Genomic DNA, 7,768 nt, shown 5'->3' with positions numbered 1-7,768 from the left:
TGGGCGCGCCGAGCAGCCGCGCGAGCGGCTCACCGCCCGGATCCTCGAGCACCAGCAGGGTCCGGCCGTCTTCGCGCAGAAGCTCCAGCGGCCGCACCGCCCACGCGCCATTGAGTTCGTCCTTCAGTGCGAATTCATGGGCGAGGCGATCGAGGCTGGCGGGCAGGGGATGGTCGGTGGCAGCCCGCACGATCAGGACGTGCTCGGCGCCACCATCGCTGGTGCGTCGGCCTCGACAGAAGACGAGCTCGCCATCGTCACACAGGACCTGCATCGGCGCTGGAGCCATAAGTAGGGTATGCCTGTAGCACTTTGCCGTCGGGCTGCTGGCGGCCATGGGTTACGAAGCAGCGACTTTGTCCGTGTGTCTCAGCCAGAACAAAGGCGCCCGAAAAGCGGTGTAAGACGAACAATATTGCACTGCGAGCGAACCGATTCGAAGTTTGGTTCCCTGATATGCCGCATTTCATCGGACAGAGCCGAAGCGGTTGATACGTTGGTATCATTCCCGTCCGCCCGCTTCTCATCTAAGCTCTTTTCGTCAAGCGTGAACTTGGCGGTCATTCTTTCGCGTCTACCTGTTGCGCACCGTTCGACGAGGGCAGAGGGGGCGATTTGCGTAAAACCCACATGGTTTGCATTGTCGACGACGACGAAGCTATTCGGCTGGCTACTGCGGATCTGGTGAGTTCGTTAGGCTGGGATGCGTATGCATTCGCTTCTGCGGAGGAGTTTTTGGCATCAGCATGCGTCGAACAAACGACATGCTTGATCTCCGATGTGCTCATGCCGGGCCTGTCCGGTCTCGATTTACACAATCGACTGATCGAACTTGGGTGCGCGCCGCCCACCATTTTGATGACGGCCGTATTGTCCGCTGTTCCACCCGCCGAAATCCAGGCAAAAATCAAAGCAAACAGCATCATGGCACTCTTGGAGAAGCCAGTGGATGCTGCGATCCTCGCGCAGTATCTGGCTCTCATATCAGGCGGCCCATAGGGTGCCCGTCGCTCGTCGGCACCCAGGCAGTGACAGCGGGTGCGCGCCGTCGTGGAATATCGGGATCACTCTGTGTAATGCGGTTTGACTCCTAGTGCTTCGGCCTTTCGCACCAGATCTGCTACGGAATGCGCTTCCATTTTCTTCATCGCTTGTGCGCGATGGGTCTTAACGGTGATTTCGCTGAGATTTATCTCGGACGCAATTTGTTTATTCATCAGGCCCGCGATTACGAACCCTACTATCTCGCGCTCCCGCGGAGTCAACGAATCGTAGCAGGCTCGCAGCGCTGCGAGGGAACGGTCCGCCGCAAGACGCTCCGCGTCACGCGTCAGCGCATGGGAGACGGCGTCGAGCATGTCCTGATCGCGAAAGGGCTTGGAAAAAAAGTCAAGAGCGCCAGCTTTCATTGCCTTTACAGACATTTCGATGTCACCATGGGCCGTCATGAACAAAATTGGCATGCGCAGGCCAGTCTTCGCAACATCTTCCTGAAATGTAAGGCCGCTTTCGCCACGCAGCCTGACATCGAGGATCAGACAACTTGGTGCATCGTACTTTGGGAAAGCAAGAAATTCCTGCGACGATCCAAACGTTTCAACGCGTAGCCCTACCGATAAAAGCAAGTCGCTCAGCGCGAGCCGGATTGAATCGTCATCGTCGACTATATAAACCACAGGTGATTTTTTATCGTCGGAACTGCGGGTCGAATTCGAACGCGGTACCGAAATCATTTCTCCCCTCCTGAGTGCTAAAGCATGCGTGCGGTTAGCCATCGGCTGCCCGAAGCGAGAGCGGAAGACCTGAGAGCATCCCCAAGACCGGTGCTATCCGGTACCGTCAGAGCAAGCATCAGCATGACGTTAAATTTACCACGGGCAGTTCTTTTTTTCCGAGCCACTCCGAAACAGGGCGCCCATGCCTCCCACGCCGATTTTGTCTGACGTTTTGCCAAAGGGAGCATTGCGCGGTCATGTAGCAGCTCGAATGGCTAGATCAGTCTAGCGTGGGATCTAAGCGTCTCCCTGCTCTAGGGCACGGCACGGCGCCGATCCACCATCTCGCGAGATATACATTGGTATCGGTTCTCGACGCCTACGCAGCGGTGGCGCGATCCGTTCGAAGAATGGGATTGGCAGTCAGGTGCGCGTATCTTTGGTCTACTGCCGACGGATTTCCACTGCAATGAGCGATACAGCCAAAGGCATTGGCTACTTCCACCGCGGCCAGGCCCTCGTCCACTTTATTAGCACATCGTGCGGACGGATCAAACGGAGAATACCGTGAATATGACGACATATCGCAGCGCGCAAGCTCCTTGCGGCACGCTGAGTTTTGAAGCAGCCGCGGCTGCAGTTTGGTTTGCTGAACCGGAAAACAGCCTACGTTCCCTTTCGTTCAGCGAGCAACGTATTGCGTGAAGACATCGCGGGTTCGTTGCGGTGGCGGTATAGCGCAGGGAGAGAGCACAGAATGTTGACGATCGGGAACGTCGAGATACTGACTGATGAACGTCGTGTACTCGTATCCGGCAGGCCTTTCGATTTGGGGCCTAAGGCATTTGACCTCCTCGAATTACTGGCGAATGCGCGCGGTGGGCTCGTCACGAAAGACGAGATCATGCGGCGAGTATGGCCCAATACGGTCGTGATTGAAAACAACATTCATGTCCAAATTGCAACGATAAGAAAAGTGCTCGGTAGGGATTCCGACAGGCTTGTTGTGGTGCCAAGGCGTGGCTATCGTCTTGCGGTTGAGAACGACGAGTCAGTTCAGCTTAACGATCACGCTACCACCGTGGCGGCGCCGACGGCCAGAAAATCTAATCTTCCTCTCACGAGAATTCCTGCTTTCGGCCGCGACGAATCGATTCGGGAGGTGGTGAATCTGTGCGGAGAGTCGACGCTGGTCAACCTCGTTGGCCCTGGCGGAATAGGCAAGACAACCCTTGCGATCGAGGCGGCACACTGTCTGAAGCGGACATTTAGTGGCGGCGTGTGGTTAGTAGAGTTATCGCGCGTGACGGTGCCACAATTTGTGCAAGCTGCAGTGGCTGATGCACTGGGGTGCGAGGCGGGCCCAGTCGGCACCGCAATGGAACGCGTGCTCGCATCGTTACGAGGAAAAAACGCACTGGTCGTGCTGGATAACTGCGAACACGTGATCCACGCGGCGGCTGACATCGCCCAGGTGATCCTCTCTTCGGCTCCGACCTGCGCAGTCATGGCGACAAGCCGTGAACGACTGAAGGTGCCAGGAGAGATAGTTTATAGGGTGCCGTCGCTCGATGTGCCGCTCGCCGACGACGGCGATCAGGATCCTGCTCGTACGAGCGCGGTTCAACTCTTTCTGAGCCGGGCGAGAGCGATTGATCGACAGTTCGGAAGCAGCCCTGGAACCGTCGCCATAGCGGGGGGAATTTGCCGTCGCCTTGACGGGATACCACTTGCAATCGAGCTTGCAGCTTCAAGGGCGGTTGCCCTCGGAATCCAGGAACTCGCCGCAGACCTTGATAACCGGTATTGTTTCTTGACCGCCGGGGATCGGACGGCGGTACCTCGACATCAAACTCTAAAAGCGACGTTCGATTGGAGTCACAGTCTCCTGTCTGCCAAGGAGCAGGCTGTTCTGAGAAGGCTCGCGGTGTTCCCTTCATTCTTCGGCCTCCAGGCGGCAATTGCGGTGGTTGGCGCGGAGGACGTCGACGAGACGGAAATTTTAGATGGAATGTGCGTGCTTTGCGAAAAGTCGTTGCTTATCGCCGAGAATAGCGGCGCAGCGACCAGGTACCGGTTGCTCGGGAGCGGTCGCGCATATGCGCTACAAGCGTTGAGAGACAATGGCGAGCTTGAAACATTTGAGCACCGTTTCATCGAGTTCGTGCGCAGAGTTCTTCAACGAACGCTATTTATGTCTCACATGTACACTGACGAAAATGCGCTGGCGGATTTCAAGAGCCAACTCGACGATGTTCGGTCAGCGCTTCATCTGGTGTTCTATTCACACCGGAATCGGGTGCTGGGCCTGGAACTCCTTGCTGCGACAGTGCCATTCTTCTGTGCGCTTGGCCTAAGCCAGGAGGTACGAAAGTACGCTCAATTGGCGCTAACAACATGGTCTGACGGGCGCGTGGACGAGACGGCGTCCGGACTAACAGAAACGGTCCGTGCATCTGATGACGAACAGTCACCGACCGACCCGTTTGTCAAACACGTGGTATCGCTAATTGCGCAATGAGCAATGCCCACATTTAGCGCGGAGTCGACGTGTAAACAGCTTGAAGTCCCGAAGTGCTTGAGCGCCTCGAATGAGGCTGCTCGAGCCTGACGTAGACAGCGTCCGTCATTCAGAATGAAGCGGCACCGATTAATCCGAGTGGCGTGGATAAACTGTCTGGCTCGACTCGAGTACACCAGCCAGCACGCGGGATTAATTCCGCTGCTGTGCGCCGTTGCGACGAACATGGGGCAAATCGTTGTGGCCAGAACAATATCGGCGTTGCCTCGGGACTTGAATCCTTGGCGCTGGCTTCGCTATATCGCTGCCGGCCGCAGGCCGAATGACGGAGCACAATCGCGATGAACAGGAGAACACCATGGCTCTCACGATGCAAACCATGACCGATGAACAGAGAAAGTCTGTAGCCATCGAGTATCTGAAAGCGTTCGACAATGGGGGTGTGACTTCGTCGGGCGGCTCGATCATTGATTTATTCGCCGACGACGCGCAAGTGTTCTTTCCCAAGTGGGGACTGGCTAGCGGCAGGGAACAGATCGGCCGACTATTCGCGGACGTCGGAGGCACATTGAAGTCGGTCGCTCACCACTACGCTCACTTCAACTGCATTTTTTCTGGAAGTGACACAGTTGTCATTGAAGGGACGAGCCATGGTGAACATCGCGACGGTCCATGGCGGGCTGGCGTGCCTGCCTGGGCTGCTGGAAACTGGTGCGATGTGTTCGAGATCCGCGACTGGAAGATCCAGCGTATCTATATCTACCTCGATCCGGATTACGCAGGGAAGGATACGGGCCGCTATCCGTGGCTAGATACGGATTAGCCATCGATGGAGTTCTTTTCCAGTAGTTAGGTGAGACCAAACTTCGGCCGCTACCTGCGTATTTGCCTATGCCGCCAACCCGTAGAACTAACGGGTGGCGGACCGCGCGGTGCGACGTATTGCGAGAATACAAGCAGCGCGCTTATCCGGCTTGCTTGTCTCTTCGTATGGTGAGTCGTGTCGGGAAGGCCCACTTCATAGAGAACGATCAGTGGTGCTGACAGGAGAAACTGCGAGAGCACGTCCGGTGGCGTAAAGGGCTGTGGCGATCACGAATGCGCCAACGATCACATAAGGACGTATCTGCAGGCGTTTTTTTAACGCTGACCAGGCCGGCGAGCGACTGTGACGATGATGACCGGCACTTCGAACGTCAGGCCGAATGTCACCTTCATCGAAAAAAGCCAAACCAGTCACGTCGGTGACGATGAGCATTTGCCGGTCACCATGTCAAGCGGTGCGACTGACGTGATGGTTGTCGACAATCCGGTCGCAAGCGCTCGACGGTTATACCGCTACGCGGTTTCGTCGGTGGTTACGCAACAAGTACAAGATTCGGCATCGCAGGAGCGGGAGCTATCCATCCCAGCACCCCTAGCTATTGATATCAGCACCTGACATCATGGCTATTGCGATGCCGCTCCTGTCACGTCGACCGGCCGTCGACATGCACGTCGCGCTGGCGCTCGACGCGACGCATTTTCAGGTGAACGATTCACTGCATTCGTTGGGCGCCGGCATAGGGGGAGTTGTAACGATGACCGACCTGCCCGAACTGTCCGACCCGTTGGCGATTGCGGCGTTTGCCGCCGCATGCTTCGTGGTGATATCGGGCATTCCCGCGCTGAGGGTACCGTTTCTGCGCACGGTCATTCGGCTCGCAGCGTTCTGCCTTTTCACGATCATGCTATTGCGCGCGGGCCTCTTGCCTAGCCGACCGGTACCGTCGTCCGCGTCGTTATTCGTCCACGGCACCGGCCAGCTGCTGATTGCGCTCTGGTGGTTCGGTGGCGCTTCGGTCTTGATCGGCCTGTTGCGGGCGTCGCGGCGCGTGACCAACAACCCTGCGCGACAGCGGCTTATCCACGACATCGTGGCAACGGTTATCTACATCGTCGCGACACTGGAAGTCTGTTCGAACGTGTTTGGGCTGCCCGTCGGCACGCTCCTGGCTACGTCGGGCGCGATAGCGATCGTCGTCGGGCTCGCGCTGCAAAGTACGCTCGGTGACGTGTTCTCCGGCCTGGTTCTGAATCTGACGCGACCCTACACGATCGGCGACTGGATCGTACTCGACGCGACGCTCGAGGGACGGGTCGTCGAAATGCACTGGCGTGCGACGCATATCATGACGCTCGAGAGGAACGTCGCGGTGGTGCCGAACAGCGTGATCGCGAAGACGCGATTCATCAATACCAGCCAACCGGCTGAGATGCGCGGCGCGAACGTGCGAATCCAGTTACGCCCGGACATTCGTCCGCAGTTTGTGATTACTGCACTGACGCGTGCGGTGCAAGGATGCATACAGATTGCCCCTGAACCACCAGCGAGGATTACCATCAGGACATCGACCGTTGATCACGTGGAGTATGAGGTGTATTACTTCACGCGCGAGCGCGGATCGGAGGGGCAGGTGTCGACCCGGTTTCTTGATATCGCCTATCAGCATTTGGCGTCGCTGCGTGTGCCGCGCACGCCCGTCGGCTTGTTGGCGGCGAGCGACGGGACCGGCGGCCTTGCGCCGCCGCAGGATTTGCTCGGCATGTTCGACGACCTAACGCCTATCGAGCGCGACCGTTTGGCCGATCATGCCGAGCGTCATGTGGTTGAATCCCACACGACATTGCTTGAAGTCGGTGAGCAGCCGGGTGGCGTCTATATTGTCGAATCGGGCGTGCTGTCGATGCAGGCCGAAGAGCACACCACTTTTCGTGAAATTGGGCGCCTCAATCCCGGTGATCACTGGGGCGACGTCGGCGCAACGGGCGATGGCGTCGCCGTCGTTCGCCTGGTGGCGCTGTGCGCGAGCAGCGTATGGTTCCTGGCGAGCGAGCAAATTCGGGCGATCGTACCTGCTGCGCAGGCGATCTCATCGACGCGTCCTGCGACGCTGGAGCCTGAGCGGATAGACGATGGTGTAGGTCTCCTGGCAGGGCCGGGTACCGAACACCGGTCGCTTCTTTCCAGACTCTTCCATGGGTTGACGCACTCTCTCCGGGAGTAGGAGCTAGTGGGTAGCGGATGGCTACTTCATAAGACGGAGACTGTTCGACTGGTCAATGCCATACGTACCGCCCCGCGTCGTTTCACAGTGACTCGACGGCGCATGCTCTTGATTGCCGCGCGCAAAGCCAGGTCCGTGCGGACCGCGGTCAGGTCGCGCTGCGCGGCAATCAGGATGAGTCATCTGGATAAGCGGGCACCATAAACTGAAAGATCGCGCCGCAGGGCGTATTCGCGTTTGCCCACAGTCGTCCACCATGCGCTTCAATGATCGAACGGCAGATTGACAGCCCCATCCCCAGACCAGCAGGTTTCGTTGTGTAAAAGGGGGCAAAGATGTGCTCGACGTCCTTCGGGGCAAAGCCGGGCCCCGAGTCGCGTACCGCCACGAGCACGCAACCAGCGTCGGCTCTCCCGGTGGTGACTAACAGTTCTCGCGTGCCATCGCTGACGCCGCTCATGGCCTCGATCGCGTTGATGACCAGA

Annotated in this window: 9 protein-coding genes; 5 read left to right on the top strand and 4 right to left on the bottom strand. The window is 57.9% G+C overall.

From position 1 onward, the window contains the following. On the bottom strand, positions 1–274 hold a 274-nt coding region (locus HV744_RS36955; protein ID WP_217469211.1), incomplete at its 3' end, for a hypothetical protein. Between the two features lie 341 nt (positions 275–615). On the opposite strand from HV744_RS36955, the gene HV744_RS35735 reads away from it, so the two are divergent. Then, complete coding sequence (locus HV744_RS35735) at positions 616–999, top strand: response regulator transcription factor (RefSeq protein WP_246279370.1); 384 nt, start codon at positions 616–618, stop codon at positions 997–999. Positions 1,000–1,064: 65 nt separating this feature from the next. Here the strand turns inward: HV744_RS35735 and HV744_RS35730 are convergent, their stop codons facing one another. Next, the gene (locus tag HV744_RS35730; protein ID WP_175153962.1) at positions 1,065–1,733 is read right to left on the bottom strand and encodes a response regulator transcription factor; all 669 of its coding nucleotides are present in this window, start codon (positions 1,731–1,733) and stop codon (positions 1,065–1,067) included. Between the two features lie 549 nt (positions 1,734–2,282). On the opposite strand from HV744_RS35730, the gene HV744_RS35725 reads away from it, so the two are divergent. From HV744_RS35725 to HV744_RS35715, 3 genes are all read left to right on the top strand, one after another. Then, complete coding sequence (locus HV744_RS35725; RefSeq protein WP_175153961.1) at positions 2,283–2,420, top strand: hypothetical protein; 138 nt, start codon at positions 2,283–2,285, stop codon at positions 2,418–2,420. A gap of 52 nt (positions 2,421–2,472) precedes the next feature. Then, positions 2,473–4,236 (top strand): ATP-binding protein, encoded by a 1,764-nt coding sequence (locus HV744_RS35720; RefSeq protein WP_175153960.1) that lies wholly within the window; start codon positions 2,473–2,475, stop codon positions 4,234–4,236. A gap of 358 nt (positions 4,237–4,594) precedes the next feature. Then, positions 4,595–5,059, top strand: coding sequence for a nuclear transport factor 2 family protein (locus tag HV744_RS35715; protein WP_175153959.1), 465 nt, complete (start codon positions 4,595–4,597; stop codon positions 5,057–5,059). A 195-nt stretch (positions 5,060–5,254) separates the two neighbouring features. Here HV744_RS35715 and HV744_RS35710 read toward each other — a convergent pair whose 3' ends face one another. Continuing rightward, positions 5,255–5,494, bottom strand: a complete 240-nt coding sequence (locus HV744_RS35710) for a hypothetical protein (RefSeq protein WP_175153958.1) — start codon at positions 5,492–5,494, stop codon at positions 5,255–5,257. 187 nt (positions 5,495–5,681) lie between these two features. On the opposite strand from HV744_RS35710, the gene HV744_RS35705 reads away from it, so the two are divergent. Further along, a complete protein-coding gene (locus HV744_RS35705) occupies positions 5,682–7,283 on the top strand; it encodes a mechanosensitive ion channel family protein (RefSeq protein WP_175153957.1) in 1,602 nt (533 codons plus the stop codon). Positions 7,284–7,452: 169 nt separating this feature from the next. Here HV744_RS35705 and HV744_RS35700 read toward each other — a convergent pair. Beyond that, positions 7,453–7,768, bottom strand: a 316-nt coding sequence (locus HV744_RS35700) for an ATP-binding protein (protein WP_217469210.1), incomplete at its 5' end; no start/stop codon positions are given.

The sequence above is a fragment of the Paraburkholderia ultramafica genome, from assembly GCF_902859915.1.
In the GTDB taxonomy this organism is placed as follows: domain Bacteria; phylum Pseudomonadota; class Gammaproteobacteria; order Burkholderiales; family Burkholderiaceae; genus Paraburkholderia; species Paraburkholderia ultramafica.
The sequence above is the reverse complement of the archived record's forward strand: the minus strand, read 5'-3'. Positions and strand labels throughout refer to the sequence as shown.